The organism is Bifidobacterium pluvialisilvae, assembly GCF_019331695.1.
Classification (GTDB): Bacteria; Actinomycetota; Actinomycetes; order Actinomycetales; family Bifidobacteriaceae; genus Galliscardovia; species Galliscardovia pluvialisilvae.
The window spans coordinates 127,420-145,491 of sequence record NZ_JAHBBI010000006.1; the positions used below are offsets into that span (position 1 = coordinate 127,420).

Consider the following 18,072-nt stretch of genomic DNA (forward strand, 5'->3'; position numbering starts at 1 on the left):
CATTGATCAGGACCGCCGGCAAAGGATTTTTATAACGCCTCTTGGGAGGGAGGGTCAGTTCTGCGGGGAGGCGACGACGACGCGGGCGGCGCGGATCACGCGGTCGCCGATGCGGTAGCCGGCCTCGACCACGGTGTCCACGGTCTCCTTCTCGGCGTCCGGATCCGGCTTGTGCAGGATGGCGTCGTGCTTCGTCGGGTCGAAGTCCTCGCCCTTCTCGCCGAACTTCTCCACGCCGAACTTCTCGAAGGCCTTGTCGATCTTCGCGGCCACGGCCTTGAAGGAGTCGTCCATCTCGCTGTGCTCGCGGATGCGGTCGATGTCGTCGAGCGCGGGCAGCAGCGCGGTCAGCACGTCGATGATGCCGTGCTGGCGGAAGACGTCCTTCTCCTTGGCGCTGCGGTTGCGGAAGTTGATGAACTCCGCGCGTTCGCGCTGCAGGGCCTCGAGGTAGTCGGCGGCCTCCTTCTTGGCCTTGCCAAGCGGGGTGAGCTCGTCGGCGTCGTCGGCCTTGGCATCGCCGGAGCCGGCCTTGGCGTCAGCGGCGTCAGCGCCCTTGGCGTCGGCGTCGGCCTTGTCATCCTTGCTGGCGGGGGCTTCCGAGGAGGAAGCGGCGGCAGAGCCGGCGGATGCCGGGTCGTTCTTCAGCGACTCGGCATCCTCCATGTCGTTCAGGTAATCGTCCTTGTTGAACTCAGACATGATTACTTGTTGTCCTTGTCGTCATCGTCGTCCACGACCTCGGCGTCCACCACGTCGTCGTCACCGCCGTTGGAGGCGGAGCCGGCGGCACCGGCGCCCGCGGCACCCGCAGCGCCTGCGGCGCCCTGCTGCGAGTACAGCGCCTCGCCGATCTTCTGGGCGGAGGTCATGAGCTCGGTCTGGGCGGACTTGATCTTCTCGATGTCGTCGCCCTTGAGGGCTTCCTTCAGGGCGTTCACCTTGTCGGTGACCTCCTTGGCGACCTCGTCGGAGACCTTGTCCTTGTTGTCGTTCACGAGCTTCTCGGTCTGGTAGGCGAAGGACTCGGCCTGGTTGCGGGTCTCGGCGTCCTCCTTGCGCTTCTTGTCCTCGGCCTCGTGGGCTTCGGCCTCCTTGACCATGCGGTCGATCTCGTCCTTCGGCAGGCCGGAGCCACCGGTGATGGTCATGGACTGCTCCTTGCCGGTGCCCTTGTCCTTGGCGGAGACGTGCACGATGCCGTTGGCGTCGATGTCGAAGGTGACCTCGATCTGCGGAACGCCACGCGGAGCCGGAGCGATGCCGGTCAGCTCGAAGGTGCCGAGCGGCTTGTTGTCGCGGGCGAACTCACGCTCGCCCTGGTAGACCTGGATCAGCACGGACGGCTGGTTGTCCTCGGCGGTGGAGAACACCTCGGAGCGCTTGGTCGGGATGGCGGTGTTGCGGTCGATGAGCTTGGTCATGATGCCGCCCTTGGTCTCGATGCCCAGCGAAAGCGGGGTCACGTCGATGAGCAGCACGTCCTTGCGGTCGCCCTTGATGACGCCGGACTGCACGGCTGCACCGACGGCCACGACCTCATCCGGGTTCACGGACTGGTTGGCTTCCTTGCCGCCGGTGAGCTCCTTGACGAGCTCCTTGACGGCGGGCATACGGGTGGAGCCACCGACGAGCACGACGTGGTCGATCTGGCTCACGGAGATGCCGGCGTCGGAGAGCACGTTGTTGAACGGGGTGCGGCAGCGGCCCAGCAGGTCGGAGGTCATTTCCTCGAAGTGGGCGCGGGTCAGGGTCTCGTCCAGGTGCACCGGGGTGCCGTCGGGCGTCATGGCCAGGTACTGCATCGAGATGCTGGTGGAGGTCGAGGAGCTCAGCTCCTTCTTGGCCTGCTCGGCGGCTTCCTTCAGACGCTGCAGGGCGATCTTGTCCTTGCTCAGGTCGACGCCGTACTTGTTCTTCACTTCGCCGACGAGCCAGTCGATGATCTTCTGATCCCAGTCGTCGCCGCCGAGGCGGTTGTCGCCGTTCGTGGCCTGCACCTGAATGGTGGAGAAGCCGTCGTCGTCCTTGCCGATCTCCAGCAGGGACACATCGAAGGTGCCGCCACCGAGGTCGAAGACCAGGATGCGCTCGTCCTCCTTGCCCTTCTCAAGGCCGTAGGCCAGAGCGGCGGCCGTCGGCTCGTTGATGATACGCAGCACGTTCAGGCCTGCGATCTTGCCGGCGTCCTTGGTGGCCTGACGCTGGGCATCGTTGAAGTATGCCGGGCAGGTGATGACGGCGTCGGTCACGGGCTCGCCAAGGTAGGCCTCGGCGTCCCTCTTGAGCTTCATCAGCACCTGGGCGGAGATCTCCTGCGGCGTCCACTTCTTGCCGTCGATCTCGACCGTCCAGTCGGTGCCCATGTGACGCTTGACCGAGCTGATGGTGCGGTCGACGTTCGTCACGGCCTGGCGCTTGGCGACCTCGCCGACCAGGATCTCGCCGGACTTGCTGAAAGCCACGACCGACGGCGTGGTGCGAGCGCCCTCGGCGTTCACGATAACGGTGGGCTGGCCACCTTCAAGAGTGGCGATGCAGGAATTCGTGGTTCCCAAATCAATACCAACTGCGCGTCCCATAATGTCCTCCTATGGTCTAGGTTCGTTCTACGTTTATCGCTCAAGCTTCCGGCCTCGGCGACCCCCGCGACCGACTGCGTCGATCGTCGAAGCCCGGTAGGCTTTTTCGCTTTCCAAAACTTGAGCCTACACCACTCAACTTTGGAAGTCCAACTTTTATTCCAGATATTCAGGAAATTTTTTGCCGGCCCGGTGAGGGCTATCGGAAAACCGCCGGCAATGCAGGCCCAAGACGCCGAAATCCGCGAATCACGATGCCTTCCGGTCGTTTTCCCGACGGAAAACGACCTTTGTGCACCATCAATCGCGGATTTCGGGGATTTCAGCGGATGACCGGATGATGACGGTCGGTCGATCGGTCAGTCAATCGACCGACCGTCCATCAGTCGATCAGTTGCGGGAACGAGCGAACTTGACGGCCATGCCGCCGGCCACCAGGGCCAGGGCGAACAGCAGCACGCCGAGCACGGTGGCGCCGGTCTTGCCGAGCGGGCCGTTCTGGCTGGCCTCGTTCACCTTGCCGGAGGCCGGCTTGCTGTTGTTGCCGGCGTTCGGGGTGACCTGGGCGCTGCCGCTGCCCTCGGTGCCGTTCGGACCGTTGAAGGACTTGATCTCCACGCTCTTGCCGGACTGCTGGCCGGTGACGGTCAGGCTGTACTGGGCATCGGAGGTGATGAACTTGCTCAGGTCGAGCACGGTGGTGCCGGCGGTCTGCACGCGCAGGCCGGAAAGCGGCGTGGAGGCGTCGGATGCGGAGACGACCTTGCCGTCCTTGTCCTTGAGCTCGTAGCGCAGCACGGCGTCGCCGTTGAATCCGGTGATGTCGAACACCTGGTTCTTGTTGTCCTGAGCCTTCACCTCGGCGCCCTTGGAGAGCTCGTTCTGGCCGGCCTTGTCGGTGGCGAGGCCGAGCGCGTGGCCGATGGTGTAGAAGTTGTCGGTCTGGTCGGTCAGGCCGTCGACGCGGGAGGCGCCGGGGCCGGAGGCCGCGATGCGCAGCTGGGTGCCGGTGTGGCTCATGTTGCCCTGGGCCTTGCTCGGGTCGGCCTTGCCCTCGACGTCGCCGCTGGTGTCGGAGCCGTTGCCGTACAGGTCCTCCTCGGAGGTGCCGTAGGAGATGGTGGTCTTGGAGCCGTCACGGTTCTTCAGCACGGTGCTCAGCGCGTAGATCGGCTGGGACTCCACGATCTGGGAGGTGTGGGCGTGGTCGGCGGTCACGATCACGAGGGTGTTGCTCAGGTCGATCTTGTTCAGCGCGGCGGAGATGGCCTTGTCGAGGTCGTCGGTCTCGCCGATCTGGCCGCAGGCGTTGGCGTTGTGGTCCTGCTTGTCGATGGACGCGCCCTCGACCTGCAGGAAGTAGCCGTTGTCCTTGCCGTTCTTGTTGTTCCGCAGCAGGTCGATGGCCTTGCTGGTGAAGTCGGCCAGGGAGGCGCCCTTCTTGCCGAGCCACTTGTCGTTCACGCTGCACTCGGTGGGGTTGGCGTCCTTGGCGGGATCCTGCTTGGTGGCCACGGACGGGTTGAACTGCGTGGGCAGGTTGCCGTCGCCGAGCAGGGCGAGGACCGGCTTGTCCTGGTTGGCCTCGCCGAGGTTCCTGAAGCCGTCCACGTCACCGGACTTCACGGTCTGGAAGCCCTTGTCCGCGGCGTCCTGCCACAGGGTCTTGCCGGACTGGTCGAGCTGGTTGAAGTACTTGGCGCCACCGCCGATGGTCACGTCGGCGCGGGTGTCGAGCAGCTGCTCGGAGATGGAGCCGATGCCGCCGTTGGCCTTGAGCTGGTTGGCGAGACAGCTGCCGATGCCGGCCGCCTTGGCGTCCTCGAGGTCGACCTTGCCGTCGCCGTTCTTGTCGGTGCCGTCCCACTTGCCCTGCGGTCCGTAGCAGGCGCGCTCGGAGGAATGGGATTCCAGCACGGCCGGGGTGGCGTCCTGGATCTCGGCGGTGGTCACGTTGCCCGTTGCCTTGCCGGCGGCCTTGGCGAGCTCGATGAGGTTGAGCTGCGGGTTGCCTTCGACGTCCACGTCGACGGCGTTGTTGTAGGTCTTGGTTCCGGTGGACCAGCCCGAGCCGGAGGCGGAGGAGTCGGTTACCGGGGTGATCACGCCGGCGGTCTTGCTGCCGGTGAGCTGGCCGTTCTTGTCCTTGGCCATCAGCGAATCGTTGGAGCTGTTGCCCAGCGAGAACGTGGTGTACTGGCCGGTGCCGGTCTCCACGCCCTTGTTCAGGTTCGGCTGGCCGATCTTGTCGAGTCCGTCGAAGCTGCCGTTCACGCCGTGCAGGTAGTTGCGGGCCACGGTGATCTCGGAGTCTCCCATGCCGTCGCCGATGAACAGGATGACGTTCTTGGCCGTGGCGTTGCCGTAGATGCCGGCGATGCGCTGCGCGGCGCCGTGTTCCTTGAGCTGCTCGACGCCCTGCCCGTCGGCCGCGTTGGCCAGACCGGCGAAGCCGAACAGCGTGGCCGACGCGACAAGCGCGGCGACCGTCCCCTTCAAAGCTTTGCGAGTGTTCACTTCCATACCTCGTTTCCGTCTCATACGGCGAAGTGAACGTTCGGAGCACGACGGCCGAAACCACCGGACGCTGCTGGATTCCGACTCGCGCACCGCGTCGAGGGAGCATCGCTCCCTATCCGGCACGCTAACCGGCCAAAGCATCCGCAACACGGACGGGGGACGACGGGGAGATGAACCCCCGCAAACGGCGCATGAACAATCGGGGAACACCGCGCGCTACTCGCACCGCCAGATGCAGAACGAACGCGACGGAATGGCGATCTGCCGCTCATGGCCACGCGAATAGCTTTCCCAGTTCGCCTCGCCGCACGCCTCGGCCCCGCGAGAGCTGAACACGCACTGCCATGCCGAGTCGTCGAGCGGCGCGAACTGCCCCCAGTCGTTCATGGCCCGCAGCGCCGAGACGTTCTGCCATGCCATCTGCTTCGTGGGGTTGACCGTCACGCAGTCGCCGCCCACGCGGAACACGACCACGGAGTCGTCGCGTTGCGGCACGATGCGCGACCCGCCGAACACCGACGGATTCCGCCGCCGCCATCGAATCAGCGCGGAGTAATAGTCGACCAGGCCGGCGAGTCGGCGGGCGCGACGCCAGTCCAGCCAGTTCAGCGCGGCCGACTGGTTGTATGAGTTGTCGCAGCCGTGCTTGGTGCGCGCGAATTCCTCGCCGGAGAGCATGAACGGCACGCCGGCCGACATCATCACGATGCCGGCGGCCATGCGGTTCGCCTCCATGATGTCGCCGCTCAGGCTGGGGTCGGCGTCGTATTCGGCGTCGGTCGGGCCGGATTCGGCCGACCAGACGCCGCTGCCGGAATCGACGCCCGAACCGCCGCCGAACTCCCCCACATGACCGAACGCGACCGAACGCATGGCCATGCACAGCTTGTCCCATAGCGTCAGGTCGTCGTGGGAGGAGACGTATTGCACGAACTGGCCGACACTGGCCACCTCGACCTCGGTGCCGCGCCACGCGTCGACGGCGTGGCGGACGGCCGGCGCGAATTCGCGCGCCGCGCCGGAGACGTAGCCGGGCTTGTGATGATGGAAGATGTTGCCGCGGATGGAGTCGCGCGAATCGTCGCTGAAGAATCCGATGCGCGGGTCGAGCCGAGAGAGGCCGCGTTTGCCGGCGAGCACGACGTCGGGCGAGACGGCGGTCATGTCGGCGGCCCACGGCTCGCCGTACATGATCTTCGCGGCGCCGCCCGGCAGCGCGTCCAACCGGTCGCGTATCGCGTTCATGGTGTCGACGTCCATCAATCCCATCAGGTCGAATCGGAAGCCGTCGATATGGTATTCGCGGGCCCAGTATTCCACGGAATCGACGATGTATTTGCGCATCATCGGCCGTTCGGAGGCCATGTCGTTGCCGCAGCCGGAGCCGTTGGAGAGCGCGCCGCCGGCGTACCGGCGGCAGAAGTAGCCGGGCACCATGCGTTCCAGCCAGTTGTCGGCGCCATACATGTGGTTGTAGACCACGTCCATGATGACCTTGAAGCCGTTTCTGTGCAGCGACTGGATCATCCGCTTGCATTCGCGGATGCGCACGGCGCCGTCGAACGGGTCGGTGCTGTAGGAGCCTTCGGGAACGTTGTAGTTGACCGGGTCGTAGCCCCAGTTGAAGGGCTTGTGCGCGGGATCGGCATCCGGCCTGGAGGCCTCACGCGCGGCGGCCTCGTCCACCGAGCCGAAGTCGAATATCGGCATCAGCTGCACGGCGGTGACGCCCAGGCGCCGCAGGTACGCCATGCATGTGGGGAATTCGCTGGTGTCGTCCACCCTCGTCTCGTCGTGGGTGAACGCCAGGTAGGTGCCTCGGTGTTCGGCGGGGATGCCGCTGTGAGGGTCGTTGCTGAAGTCGCCGACGTGCGTCTCCCATACGACGAGTTCGCTCAGCGGGATGGTCGGGGCCTTGTCGTCGGCCCATCCCTCGGGGTCGGTCCGTCGCAGGTCGACGACCATGCTGCGGCGGCCGTTCGCGCCGGCCGCGCGCGCCCATGGGTCGGCCGTGCGGGATACGTGACCGTCGGGGAAATACGCCACGTAGTCGTAGAACGTGCCGTGGCCGGCGCCGTCGATATGCACGACCCATGTGCCGTCGGGCCGGCCGTCGGCGCCCATGCCGGGCGCCATCGCATAGGTGGCGTATGGCTGGCGGGAGACGTCCGCGTCGCCTTCCTCGCCGGTGCTGGTGCTCGGCGGCAGGGCCGACTCGGCGTGCACGCCCGTGGTGCCGGCGACGCCGCAGCCGCTGCCGCAGCAGTCGCCGCCGTCATGGAACAACCGCAATTCCACGCGGCTGGTGGTCGGCGCCCATACGCGGAACGTGGTGCCATCGCGATCGGCGCCTTCCGTTTCCCCGCCTCGGCCGCCTTTGCTCGCCGCTCGTTCGCCGTCGGGAATCGCCCCCAGATCGTCGCCGTCGTACGGCTGCAAATCGTCAATCGCCGGAATACCCGAAACACTCATCTCGCACCCCCGTTGGCACATCGCTTCCACACAGCAATCTACCAGCAGGGGCAAAGACCTCCTACTTCGACACCTTGCCTACTTCGACACCTTGTACCGGTAGCCGCGGTGGTTGGGGTTGAGGTAGTCGCCCTTGCCGAAGAGCTTGTTGCGCAGCGTGCCGGGCGTGTATTCGGTCTGGTAGACGCCGCGCTCCTGCAGGATCGGCACCACGTAGTCGATGATGTCCTCGAACGTGCCGGGGTTGGTCACGTAGGCGAGGTTGAAGCCGTCCACGTCGGTGAGTTCGGCGATGCGCTGCAGCTCGTCGGCCACCTGCTCGCCGGAGCCGACGACGACCGGGCTGTTGCCGCCGATGGCGCGGCGCACGGCGATGTCGCGCACCGTCCAGCGCCTGCCGTCGTCGCCGGTCACCTTCTGCATGTTCGCGGCCGTGGACTGGATGGCGTTGGAGTCGATGCCGTCGAGCGGCTGGTCGAGGTCGTACTTCGAAAGGTCGGTGCCGATCCAGCCGGAGTAGAGCGTGAGCGCGCCCTCGGTTGAGGCGTAGCGTTCATAGTCGTGGTACTTGTCCCACGCCTCCTGCTTGGTGTTCGCGGTGATGGCGGTGAGCATCATGAAGATTCGGGCGTCGTAACGGCCGCGGCCGGCGGCCTCCAGCGCGTCGCGCACCTTCTTCACCTGCGGGGCGACGAGTTCGGGCGTCGGGCCGGTGACGAAGATGGCCTCGGCGTTCTCGGCCGCGAACTTGATGCCGCGCGGCGAGGTACCGGCCTGGAAGATCACGGGCGTGCGCTGCGGCGACGGCTCGCACAGGTGGATGCCCGGCACGTCGAAGTATTCGCCGTGGTGGTTGATCTCATGCACCTTCGTGGGGTCGGCGTACACGTCGTTCGCCTTGTCCTTCACGACGGCGTCGTCCTCCCACGAGCCTTCCCAGAGCTTGTAGAGCACCTCGAGGTATTCGTCGGCGTAGTCGTAGCGCTTGTCGTGCGGGATGTCCTGCTGGCCCATGTTGCGCAGAGCGGACGGCAGGTAGCCGGTCACCACGTTCCAGCCCACGCGGCCGTTCGTCAGATGGTCGAGCGAGCTCATGCGGCGGGCGAACGTGTACGGGTGCTCGTAGAAGACGCCGGCCGTCACGCCGAAGCCGAGGTTCTCGGTGGCCACCGACATGGCCGAGACCAGCGTGGTCGGGTCGTTGATGGGCAGCTGCGAGGCGGTGCGCAGCGCGGAGTCCACGTTGCCGCCGTAGACGTCGAAGTATCCGACGAGGTCGGCGATGAACATCGAGTCGAACTTGCCGCGTTCGAACAGCTTCGCCAGTTCGACCCAGTGGTTGATGTCGGTGTAGTCGGCGGAACGGTCGCCGGGGTAGCGCCACATGCCGGACGACTGATGGCCCACGCAGTCCTTGACGAATCCGTTGAAATGAATCTGTCGTTTGGCTGCGTTCGATTCGGTGCTGGCGGCGTTGGTCCCCACTGCGACGTCCTTTCATGGCGGCATCCTCGCGGCATCGTTCACCGGGGATGCGTTCGGCGGTTTCGGCGCACGCCTCCCCCGGCGTGCGTCATGGCTATCGCCATTATGGCGCCCGCGCATGGGCCGAAACCCCCAAAATCGCCAACCGCCGTATAGACGTTGCTTATCAACGCTTATCAAGCCGCGGAATTCAGCGTCAGTCCCCTATCGGGCCTCTGCCGGCCTCCATCGGTCTCCCTCCGGCCCTCCCGTCAGTCTTCGATGGGACGGACGGCGATGCGACGGGAATGCAGCGCCTCGACGATGTCGTGATGATGGGTGGAGACGAGGATGGTCTTGCCGGCGGCGACGAACCGGTTGAGCACACGCACGACGAGGGCGGTGTTGCGTTCGTCAAGACCGTCGGTGGGCTCGTCGAGCACCAGCAGGTCGGGGTTGAGCGACATGCAGCAGGCGATGGCGACACGCTTCTTCTCGCCGCCGCTCAGCCGGTACGACGCGCGGTCGGCGAAGCGTTCGAGCTCGAACAGCCGCAGGACGTCGCGGGTCCGCCGCCGGATCTCATCGTCCGGCAATCCCATCTGCGCGGGCCCGAACGCGATCTCCTCCCCCACCGACGGGCAGAACAACTGGGTTTCGGAGTTCTGGAACACGAAGCCGATGCGCTGATGCAGACGCCTGGCGAACGTCTTGTCGGCGAGGGCGGCTTTGGTGATGGCCTCGCCGTCGAATCGGTATTCGCCGGAGTCGAGGAATTCCAGACCGTTGAGGATGCGCATGATGGTGGTCTTGCCGCTGCCGTTGGGGCCGAGCAATGCCACGGATTCACCACGGCCGATGGTCATGTCGAAGTCGCGCAGCACCACACGCGGCGGGTCTCCCTCCACCCCCGGATACGCGAAGCATGCCCCGCGCAGCTCCGCCAAGGGCCGTTCCGCCTCGCGCACTGTGCTCACCATCGCTCCTTTGGTCCTGAATCCCGAATCCGACTTCGACCACGCCGATTGCCTGCCTTACCGCTGACGTTGCCAACGGAACGCCGTTGCCGATGACGGCCGACGCTACCCGAAATATACCGCCGCCGCAATCATCGCGGCAATCATGGCCGCGTAGGCCGCGTTCGGCGCGGTCAGCCAGCGTTGCTTCGGTATGCGGTATTCGCCTTCGAACCCGCGGCAGAGCATGGATTCGCCCATCTCCCTGGCGCGCCGGTTCGCCAGCAGGAACACGGCGCCGAGCACATGCCCGGCCGAGGCCATCTTGCGCCGGTCGCGGCCGACGCTGCGCAGGCTCAACGAGTCGAGCAGCGACAGCATCGACCGGCCGAGAATGTCGATGAACTGGATGGTCACGTCGCAGACGTACACCACCGAGTTCGGCACATGCAGCCCGCGAAGTCCCGCGATCAGCCGGTTCCATGGCACCGTCCTCGCCAACCCGACGGTCAGCGACACGGTAATGAACGCCCTGATGAACAGCCGCATCGGCGAATTGTATTGCCCGAGAAATATCGCCGGCAAGGCGACCAGCGAGCTCAGTGCGGCGATGCCCAGGCCGGCGAACACCACGGTTCGCATCAGACGCACCGGCCGCACGGCCAGCACGGCCAGCACCACGGCCAACAATATGTAATCGAATATCATATTGCTGGTCAGATTGGTGCAGACGATGGCAATGACCAATCCCAGCAGACGCAACGACGTGGAGACGTTTCCGAGCGCCCTGTCGATCGGACCGGCGACCAGCTCGGGCTGGCCGCCATCGGCGACGGCGGCCAGCGTCCTGCCGAATACGCCCAGGTTCCTTTCCACGAACGTCGACCGGTCATCGGCCGGCTCATAGGATTCGGAGACGCCCAGCCAATCGGGGAACGACGTCGGTTCGCCATCCACTCCGGTCACGCCGTCTTCTTGCCGTTCGCGCCGCCGACCGCAGCACCCAGCAGACGGAACACAATGGTCATCACGGCGATGCCGATGACGGCGCAGAGTATATAGCCGGCCCAGTCGGGAAGCCCCTGCATGGAGTAGTCCGGCAGCAAGGCGTTCCACGAGAATCCGTTGGCGATCCGGTCGGGCACATATGCCAGTCCGGTCGCGGCCTTGAACTCCTCGGCCCCCCATTCGCCGTACGCGGTGCCGGTGGCCAGCAGTCCGATGGGTGAGATGACGGTCAGCGCTCCCAGGCCAATCCACACCGGCGTCTTCAGACCGCCTGCACCATGAGTCGCGACTCCCCCACGTTCCGTAACGGCATCGGCCACAATCTCCGGCGCCGCACGACGCACGAATTCCACGACCGCCACGGTCACGATTCCCTCGACGATGCTCGCCATGAGCAGGTGCGGAATCAGCATGGCCGGCACCGCAATCGCCATCGGATACGGGAAGTACAGCGCCTGACCGGCGGCATCATGGAACAGCACCGGCTGCACGCCGAGCTCAAGCGCCACCATCAGCGCCGCCGCCGTAAGACCGATGTATGCGCCGGCGAACACCGCCACGCGGGTCTTCCATCCGTCATCAAGTATCTTATGCAATAACGCGTATACGCCATAGGCCACGAACGGCAGCACGAACGCCATGTTGAAGCAGTTCGCGCCATAGGTGATCAGCCCGCCGTCGCCGAACAGCAGCGCCTGCAGCAGCAGCGCCACCGAAACGGCGACCGTCGCGTACTGCGGTCCGAGCAGGATGGCGATGAGCGACCCTCCGACCGCATGCGCCGTCGTGCCTCCGGGGCACGGCACGTTGAACATCATGATGAGGAACGAGAACGCCGCACCGGCGCCGAGATACGCCATCTTCTCGTGGTTTGCGTGCGTCATCACATATTTCAGGCACAATGCCCACACCGGAATCATGATGAGGAAGAACACCAGCCCCGTCGACGGCGACAGATAATTATCGGGAATATGCATCGCCAGGGTGGCGGTGTTGTCGAACGTGGTCATTTTCGGCCCTTTCCTTCAGGATTTCGGGCCCAAAGACCCGAGAAATATGGTAGACAAGCCGATTTCACGCGTGTAAACGCCACATATCCAATGCGTTGTTTCGTTGCGATTCCAATGAAAATCAGGCATACCGGCATATGGGACACGCCGGCGGGGCAACGGTCGCCGTCGGTGATTTTCCCGTTACATAAGCGGTTTTTTTCGGCATTATTCTTGGCGGCAGATTTTCATGGCGATGCTCGCGAAAGGAATTCACATGATAGCTGACCACATCAGCGGCAACATCATCGAGAACCCGCCGAAGGACGGCAAGCTGAGCGTGCCCATCACGTTCGACTGGTTCGAGACCGACAAGAAGCGCATGGCCAAGGTTGCCGAGGACGGCACCGAGTTCGGCGTGATGGTCGGCCGGACCATCAAGGACGGCGACGTGCTCGCCGAGACCGACGACAAGCGCTACTACGCGAAGATCAACACCGCGCAGCTCATCGAGATCCCCGTCTCATCGATGAAGGAGATGGGGCGCCTCTGCTTCGAGCTCGGCAACCGCCACCTGAGTCTGAAGGTGGAGGACGACCGCGTGCTCGTGCCGTACGACCATCCGACGATGGAATACACGAAGAAGATCGGCTTCGAGCCGCACATCATCGAAGGCGGATTCGACGGATTCCTCATCGTCAAGGCGCACGCCGGCTCGGGCACCATCATCCCCGGCACGAACAAGACCACGGGCGACGTGGCCGAGGAGGAGCAGGAGGCCGCGGCCGACGAGGCGTGGAAGAGCGAGCATGACGGCGGGCACGAGCACGGTGACCACTCGCACGGCGAACATCATCACGAGCATGGCGAGCACGAGCACGTCGCCGGCGAATACGAGGTCAACGGCGTGCTGCATCGCCCCGACGGCACGCACAGCCACGACGGCGGCCACACCTGGCACAGGCACTGACCGGCCACAACCCCATCCATCATCCATCCGCACTTCCGATTCCGCGAAAGGAGGAGCAATGGCGCAAGCGGCAACCGCGACCATGAGCGACGACGAGATCGAATCGCGTCATCTCGCCATGTTGCAGGTGTGCGACAGCGTGTTCCCCATCGGTGCGTTCGCCTTGTCGAACGGCATGGAGACGTTCGTGCAGCGCGACTTCCTTCGCAAGGGCCCTGATTTCGAGCAGTATCTCAAGAACTATCTCGAGGTCGCGCCCTACAAGGAAATCGGCCAGATGGTCATCGCCGGCAAGTACGCGCAGGACGCGCGGCTCTCCGCGAAAGGACTGGAACGCAAGATCACCGAATTGGACGAGCTGGCGTCGGCGCTGCAGTCCGCACGCGAGATTCGCGAGGGCAGCGAGCGCATGTGCGCCCGGCTCATCAAGCTCGTCGACAAGATGGATGCGGGACAGGGCGTCGGCAATGCCGACATCGACTCGCGCAGCCCGCATCTGTCGACGTACCGCTCGCTGATCGCCGCCGGGCGTTGCCGCGGCCTGCACTCCATCGCGATGGGCCTGTATGCGGCCGACCATGCGGCGAGTCTGCGCAGCGCGGCGGTCACGTATGGCTATTCGCTCATCAGCGCGCTCACCATGTGCGCGGCGAAGGCGATTCCGCTCAGCCAGTTCGCCGGTCAGGTGGCATTGCACGACTCGTTCCCGAACCTCGTGCATGCGGTCGACGTGGCGTTCACGCTCAGACCCGACGACCTCGGCATCTCGGGCGCCTATCTCGACATCGCCGCCATGCAGCACGAGACCCTGTATTCGAGGCTCTATATGAGCTGACGGCACCACGCCGCACCGCATCAAACAACACAAAGGAGAATCCCATGTCCTACGTACGCATCGGCGTCGCCGGCCCGGTCGGTTCCGGCAAGACCGCCCTCATCGAACGCCTGACCCGCAAGATGGCCGACGAATACAGCATCTGCGTCGTCACGAACGACATCTACACCAAGGAGGACGCCGAGTTCCTCATCGCGAACTCGCGCCTGCCCGAAGACCGCATCGTCGGCGTGGAGACGGGCGGCTGCCCGCACACCGCCATCCGTGAGGACTGCTCGATGAACCTCGAGGCGTGCGAGGCCATGGCCGAGGCGCACCCGGACGTCGACATCATCTTCGTGGAATCGGGCGGCGACAACCTTTCCGCCACGTTCAGCCCCGACCTCGCCGACGCCACGATCTATGTGATCGCCACGGACGAGGGCGACAAGATCCCGCGCAAGGGCGGCCCCGGCGTCACCCGCTCCGACCTGCTGGTCATCAACAAGGCCGACCTCGCGCCGCTCGTGCACGCCGACCTCGACGTGATGGCCCGCGACAGCAAGAAGATGCGCGGCGATCGCCCGTACATCTTCACCGATCTGATGGGCGGCGCCGGCGTGGACGACGTCATCAATTGGATAAAGAAGGACGTCCTCTTCGAAGGCAAGTAACCGTTCATTCCACGCCATAGCCCATGCCTTAGGTTTCGAGGATCACCATGCCCAGCAGCACCTTCCGTCTCGCCACCGCGTTCCGCAACGGCCGGACCAAAATCGACGACGTGTATTTCGAGGCGCCGTTCAAGCTCATGACGCCGTTCGTGAACGGCCGTCATGCCGACTTCATCGTGATGCTCGCCTCGCCCGGTTTCCTCAAGGGCGACGACGCGCATATCGTATGTGATTTCGGCCCCGGCACCGATTCCACGATGAAGACGCAGAGCTACGAGAAGGTGCTGGACACGGCCGACGGCGAGGCGAACCGCACCATCGACCTGACCGCGCGAGGCGACGCGAAGGCCGTGTTCCTGCCGTTCCCGGTGATTCCGTTCCATAACAGCACGTTTACGAATGTAACCAAGGCACATATCAGTCCCGAGTCGACGTTCGTATATGCGGACGTAGTCACATGCGGACGCGTGGGCATGGGCGAGCGCTGGCAGATGCGACGTTTCACGAACCGGCTGCGCGTGACGCTTGACGAGTCGCTGGCGTCGGAGGAGTATCGGGAGGCATTGCACGCCGCGGATTCAGCGTCGAAGCCCCAACCGAAGCGCGGCCGTCCCCGCAAGCCGGAGCATCGTTCGCAGCTCGTGTTCGCCGACCGGCTGCTGCTCGAACCCGAGCACTTCGATTACGAGGAGATGGGCATGTGGCGCGAGTACACGCATTGCGGCGTGCTGTACGCCCACATTCCCGAAACCGACCCCGGCTACGACCCCGACGCGCTGTCCGACGCCGAGCATTCACCGTACGCCGCGTCGTCGGGTGCGGCGACCGGCTCGAAGGACCCGAGGCTGATTCCCGATACCCGCCAGCGCATCGCCGCCGCACGCGTGGCCGCCGAGGATGCGCTGATCGAACGCATCCGAACATTCGCCGAGGAAACGAACTTCGAGGGCGAATTCGGCGCAAGCCGCGTCACGAACGGCATCTGCATCCGCATCCTCACCAGGCGCGGCGACGACGCCTTCGATTTCATCAAGTCGGCCGCCGGCATCATCGCCGCGTAAGGCGATATTCTTCTTTTTCGATTTCCCGGTCTGGGGCTGGCTCAAATCAATCTCAACCAGCCCCAGACCAGCCCCAGCCGGTCTCAGAACAGGAAGTAGCGCTGCGTGAGCGGCAGCTCGTTCGCCGGATCGGAGTGGATGAGCTCGCCGTCGACCGTCACCTGGAACGTCTCGGGGTTCACCTGGATATCGGCCAACGTGTCGTTGAACTTGAGGTCCTTCTTGCCGACCGTGCGGCAGCCGTGCACCGGCAGCACCTGACGCTGCAGGCCGAGCTTGCCCTTGATGTCGTCGTCGATGGCGGCCTGCGAGACGAACGTCGCGCAGGAGCTGCCCAACGCCCGTCCCAGAGCGCCGAACATGTCGCGGTAGTACACGGGTTCCGGCGTCGGGATGGAGGCGTTCGCGTCGCCCATGCGCGAGTAGGCGATGGACCCGCCCTTGATGACCATCTCGGGCTTGGCGCCGAACATGGCCGGCTGCCACAGCACGAGGTCCGCCATCTTGCCGACCTCCACGGAGCCGACGTAATCCGAAATGCCGTGCGTGATGGCCGGGTTGATGGTGAACTTCGAGACGTAGCGCTTCACACGGAAGTTGTCGTTGCGGTTGTTGTCGTGCTCGTCTTCGGGGAGCGGGCCACGCTGCTTCTTCATCTTGTCGGCGGTCTGGATGGTGCGGGTGATGACCTCGCCCACACGACCCATGGCCTGCGAGTCGGAGCTCATCATGGAGATGATGCCCATGTCGTGCAGCACGTCCTCCGCGCCGATGGTCTCGGGGCGGATTCGCGAGTCGGCGAACGAGATGTCCTCGGGAACGTTGCGGTCGAGGTGATGGCAGACCATCATCATGTCGAGATGCTCGTCGACGGTGTTGCGCGTGAACGGCATGGTCGGGTTCGTGGAGCTCGGCAGCACGTTGGGGAAGCCGGCCGCGCGGATGATGTCGGGCGCATGGCCGCCGCCCGCGCCCTCGGTGTGGTACGTGTGGATGGCGCGGCCCTTGAACGCGGCGATGGTGTCCTCCACGCAGCCGCCCTCGTTCAGGGTGTCGGTGTGGATGGCCACCTGCACGTCCATCTCGTCGGCGACGCCGAGGCAGGTGTCGATGACGGCGGGCGTGGAGCCCCAGTCCTCGTGGATCTTCAGGCCTGCGGCGCCGGCGCGGATCTGCTCGCGCAGCGGTTCGGGCGAGGAGTCGTTGCCCTTGCCGAGGTAGGCGATGTTGACGGGCAGCGCCTCGGCCGCTTCGATCATGCGGGCCAGGTGGAAGGCGCCGGGGTTGCAGGTGGTGGCGTTGGTGCCGTCGGCCGGACCGGTGCCGCCGCCGACCATGGTGGTCACGCCGCCGGCGAGCGCGGTGCGCACCTGCTGCGGCGAGATGAAGTGGATGTGGGTGTCGAGTCCGCCGGCCGTTACGATCATGCCTTCGCCGGCGAGAGCCTCGGTGCCTGAGCCGACGGCCAGGCCGGGCGTGACGCCGTCCATGGTCTGCGGGTTGCCGGCCTTGCCGATGGCCGAGATCTTGCCGTTCTTGATGCCGATGTCGGCCTTGTAGATGCCGGTGTAGTCGACGATGAGGGCGTTGGTGATGACGGTGTCGGGCGATTCGGCGTCGAGCTGCACGGAGCTTTGGCCCATGCCGTCGCGGAATGACTTGCCGCCGCCGAACTTGAGTTCGTCGCCGTAGTTCGTGTAGTCCTTTTCGACTTCGATGATGAGGTCGGTGTCGCCGAGGCGTACGCGGTCGCCCGTCGTCGGGCCGAACATGCCGGCGTAGTCGCTGCGTGTAATCGTCTTGCTCATGATTTCAAGTCCTTAAATCCCCAAAAATCCTTGTTCCTTGGCCTTGGCGAATGCGGCTTCGCGTACGGTCGGGTCGTCGAGCCTGCCGTCGACGAGGGCGCTGAAGCCGTGCACTTCGCGCGTGCCGGCGATGTCGATGAGCTGCACGCGGTGCGATTCGCCCGGTTCGAAGCGCACGGCCGTGCCGGCGGGGATGTCGAGTCGCTTGCCGTAGGCGGCTTTGCGGTCGAACTTGAGGTATTTGTTGACTTCGAAGAAGTGGAAGTGCGAGCCGATCTGAATCGGACGGTCGGCGGTGTTGACCACGTCGAGTTCGATGCTTTCACGACCGGCGTTGATGGTGAGGTCGCCGTCGGCGAAGAAGTATTCGCCCGGCTTGAGCTTTTCGGTGGTCTCGATGGGGTTGTGCACGGAGACGAGCTTGGTGCCGTCGGGGAACGTGGCCTCGACCTCAACGACGTCGATCATCTCGGCCACGCCGTCCATCACGTCTTCAGGCTTGAGGAGCGTGCGGCCGTACTGCATGAGCTCGGCGACGGTCGCGCCCTCGCGCGCGCGTTCCACGCATTCGGAGCTGATGAGCGCCACAGCCTCCGGATAGTTGAGCTTCACGCCGCGGTTTTTCCGTTCCTTGGCAAGCTCGCCCGCCTGATGCAGCAGCAGCTTGTCGATCTCCCTAGGAGTAAGTCTCATCAGACCCCCATCGCTCGATATGCCTGTTTCGTCGGTGGCGGGGCGCCGCGCATTAGCGCGC

The 18,072-nt window shown here is 64.9% G+C and carries 14 protein-coding genes; 4 read left to right on the plus strand and 10 right to left on the minus strand.

Annotated features, from left to right (window positions below):
• Positions 1-54: 54 nt before the first annotated feature.
• The 8 genes from grpE to cbiM form a co-directional block, all read right to left on the minus strand.
• Positions 55-702 carry a nucleotide exchange factor GrpE gene (grpE, locus tag KIH77_RS06375; RefSeq protein ID WP_163200517.1) on the minus strand — a complete coding sequence of 216 codons (648 nt, stop codon included), beginning with the start codon at positions 700-702 and terminating at the stop codon, positions 55-57.
• A 2-nt stretch (positions 703-704) separates the two neighbouring features.
• Positions 705-2,582, minus strand: a complete 1,878-nt coding sequence (gene dnaK / locus KIH77_RS06380; RefSeq protein WP_163200516.1) for a molecular chaperone DnaK — start codon at positions 2,580-2,582, stop codon at positions 705-707.
• 390 nt (positions 2,583-2,972) lie between these two features.
• Positions 2,973-5,099: an alkaline phosphatase gene (phoA, locus tag KIH77_RS06385; protein ID WP_163200595.1), complete on the minus strand. Its 2,127-nt coding sequence runs from the start codon at positions 5,097-5,099 to the stop codon at positions 2,973-2,975.
• Between the two features lie 219 nt (positions 5,100-5,318).
• A complete protein-coding gene (locus KIH77_RS06390; RefSeq protein ID WP_163200515.1) occupies positions 5,319-7,574 on the minus strand; it encodes an alpha-amylase family glycosyl hydrolase in 2,256 nt (751 codons plus the stop codon).
• A 78-nt stretch (positions 7,575-7,652) separates the two neighbouring features.
• On the minus strand, positions 7,653-9,059 hold the full coding sequence (locus KIH77_RS06395; RefSeq protein ID WP_204314014.1) for an LLM class flavin-dependent oxidoreductase: 1,407 nt from the start codon (positions 9,057-9,059) through the stop codon (positions 7,653-7,655).
• 251 nt (positions 9,060-9,310) lie between these two features.
• Positions 9,311-10,018, minus strand: a complete 708-nt coding sequence (locus tag KIH77_RS06400; RefSeq protein WP_163200514.1) for an energy-coupling factor ABC transporter ATP-binding protein — start codon at positions 10,016-10,018, stop codon at positions 9,311-9,313.
• Between the two features lie 102 nt (positions 10,019-10,120).
• Positions 10,121-10,960: an energy-coupling factor transporter transmembrane component T gene (locus KIH77_RS06405; RefSeq protein WP_163200513.1), complete on the minus strand. Its 840-nt coding sequence runs from the start codon at positions 10,958-10,960 to the stop codon at positions 10,121-10,123.
• Entirely contained in the window at positions 10,957-12,012 is a 1,056-nt protein-coding gene (gene cbiM / locus KIH77_RS06410; RefSeq protein ID WP_204314013.1) for a cobalt transporter CbiM, read from the minus strand. Before cbiM ends, KIH77_RS06405 begins: the two co-directional genes overlap by 4 nt.
• Positions 12,013-12,268: 256 nt before the next feature.
• Here cbiM and KIH77_RS06415 point away from each other — a divergent pair, with 256 nt between their 5' ends.
• The 4 genes from KIH77_RS06415 to KIH77_RS06430 are packed head-to-tail and all read left to right on the plus strand — an operon-like array spanning position 12,269 to position 15,510.
• Positions 12,269-12,961, plus strand: a complete 693-nt coding sequence (locus KIH77_RS06415; RefSeq protein WP_163200512.1) for an urease accessory protein UreE — start codon at positions 12,269-12,271, stop codon at positions 12,959-12,961.
• 58 nt (positions 12,962-13,019) lie between these two features.
• Positions 13,020-13,796 (plus strand): urease accessory protein UreF, encoded by a 777-nt coding sequence (locus KIH77_RS06420; protein ID WP_225432985.1) that lies wholly within the window; start codon positions 13,020-13,022, stop codon positions 13,794-13,796.
• Positions 13,797-13,840: 44 nt separating this feature from the next.
• Positions 13,841-14,449, plus strand: coding sequence for an urease accessory protein UreG (gene ureG / locus KIH77_RS06425; protein WP_163200511.1), 609 nt, complete (start codon positions 13,841-13,843; stop codon positions 14,447-14,449).
• Between the two features lie 47 nt (positions 14,450-14,496).
• Positions 14,497-15,510, plus strand: coding sequence for an urease accessory protein UreD (locus KIH77_RS06430; protein WP_163200510.1), 1,014 nt, complete (start codon positions 14,497-14,499; stop codon positions 15,508-15,510).
• A gap of 83 nt (positions 15,511-15,593) precedes the next feature.
• On the opposite strand, the gene ureC is transcribed toward KIH77_RS06430, so the two are convergent.
• Both ureC and ureA read right to left on the minus strand, forming a co-directional pair.
• A complete protein-coding gene (gene ureC / locus KIH77_RS06435; RefSeq protein WP_163200509.1) occupies positions 15,594-17,318 on the minus strand; it encodes an urease subunit alpha in 1,725 nt (574 codons plus the stop codon).
• Positions 17,319-17,330: 12 nt separating this feature from the next.
• Entirely contained in the window at positions 17,331-18,011 is a 681-nt protein-coding gene (gene ureA, locus KIH77_RS06440; RefSeq protein WP_163200508.1) for an urease subunit gamma, read from the minus strand.
• Positions 18,012-18,072: the final 61 nt, after the last annotated feature.

Excerpts from the sequence above, each read along its gene's own strand:
- grpE (WP_163200517.1), bottom strand. The coding sequence starts at position 702 with ATGTCTGAGTTCAACAAGGACGATTACCTGAACGACATGGAGGATGCC.
- dnaK (WP_163200516.1), bottom strand. The coding sequence starts at position 2,582 with ATGGGACGCGCAGTTGGTATTGATTTGGGAACCACGAATTCCTGCATC.
- KIH77_RS06390 (WP_163200515.1), bottom strand. The coding sequence starts at position 7,574 with ATGAGTGTTTCGGGTATTCCGGCGATTGACGATTTGCAGCCGTACGAC.
- KIH77_RS06400 (WP_163200514.1), bottom strand. The coding sequence starts at position 10,018 with ATGGTGAGCACAGTGCGCGAGGCGGAACGGCCCTTGGCGGAGCTGCGC.
- cbiM (WP_204314013.1), bottom strand. The coding sequence starts at position 12,012 with ATGACCACGTTCGACAACACCGCCACCCTGGCGATGCATATTCCCGAT.
- KIH77_RS06415 (WP_163200512.1), top strand. The coding sequence starts at position 12,269 with ATGATAGCTGACCACATCAGCGGCAACATCATCGAGAACCCGCCGAAG.
- KIH77_RS06420 (WP_225432985.1), top strand. The coding sequence starts at position 13,020 with ATGGCGCAAGCGGCAACCGCGACCATGAGCGACGACGAGATCGAATCG.
- ureG (WP_163200511.1), top strand. The coding sequence starts at position 13,841 with ATGTCCTACGTACGCATCGGCGTCGCCGGCCCGGTCGGTTCCGGCAAG.
- KIH77_RS06430 (WP_163200510.1), top strand. The coding sequence starts at position 14,497 with ATGCCCAGCAGCACCTTCCGTCTCGCCACCGCGTTCCGCAACGGCCGG.
- ureC (WP_163200509.1), bottom strand. The coding sequence starts at position 17,318 with ATGAGCAAGACGATTACACGCAGCGACTACGCCGGCATGTTCGGCCCG.
- ureA (WP_163200508.1), bottom strand. The coding sequence starts at position 18,011 with ATGAGACTTACTCCTAGGGAGATCGACAAGCTGCTGCTGCATCAGGCG.